A 512-nucleotide genomic window follows, 5' to 3' on the forward strand; every position below is an offset into this window, starting at 1 on the left:
CGCGGTGAGACCGTTGCTCGCACCGTCCTGGTTCACCGCGCTGCCTCGCAGCAGACCCAGTACCTGGTGACCGTTGCGGCGCGCGTCCGACAGTTTTTCGAGTACCAGCAGACCGGAGCCCTCGCTCCAGCCCACGCCGTTGGCACCGGACCCGTAGGCCTTGCACCGGCCGTCGGGCGCGAGACCGCGCTGGCGGCTGAACTCGATGAACACGTTCGGCCGGGACAGCACGGTGACGCCGCCGGCCAGGGCGAGCGAGCAGTCGCCGGACCGCAGCGCCGCGGTCGCCTGGGCGATCGCGACGAGGGAGGACGAGCAGGCGGTGTCGACCGAGACCGAGGGGCCCTCGAACCCGAACGTGTAGCTGATGCGTCCGGACGCCACACTCGCCGCGGACGAGATCATGAGGTAACCCTCGATCTCGTCGCGCCGGTCGCTCATCCCGGCCAGGTGCTGGTAGTCCGCGTACATCAGACCGGTGAACACACCGGTGTCGCTGCCCCGCAGCGAGG

The 512-nt window shown here is 70.1% G+C and carries 1 protein-coding gene; it reads right to left on the reverse strand.

Annotated features, from left to right (window positions below; all coding sequences use genetic code 11):
• On the reverse strand, positions 1-512 hold a 512-nt coding region (locus tag IH00_RS39385; RefSeq protein ID WP_039947885.1), incomplete at both ends, for a beta-ketoacyl synthase N-terminal-like domain-containing protein.

It is taken from the genome of Streptomyces sp. NRRL S-118, assembly GCF_000716335.1.
Lineage (GTDB): Bacteria > Actinomycetota > Actinomycetes > Streptomycetales > Streptomycetaceae > Streptomyces.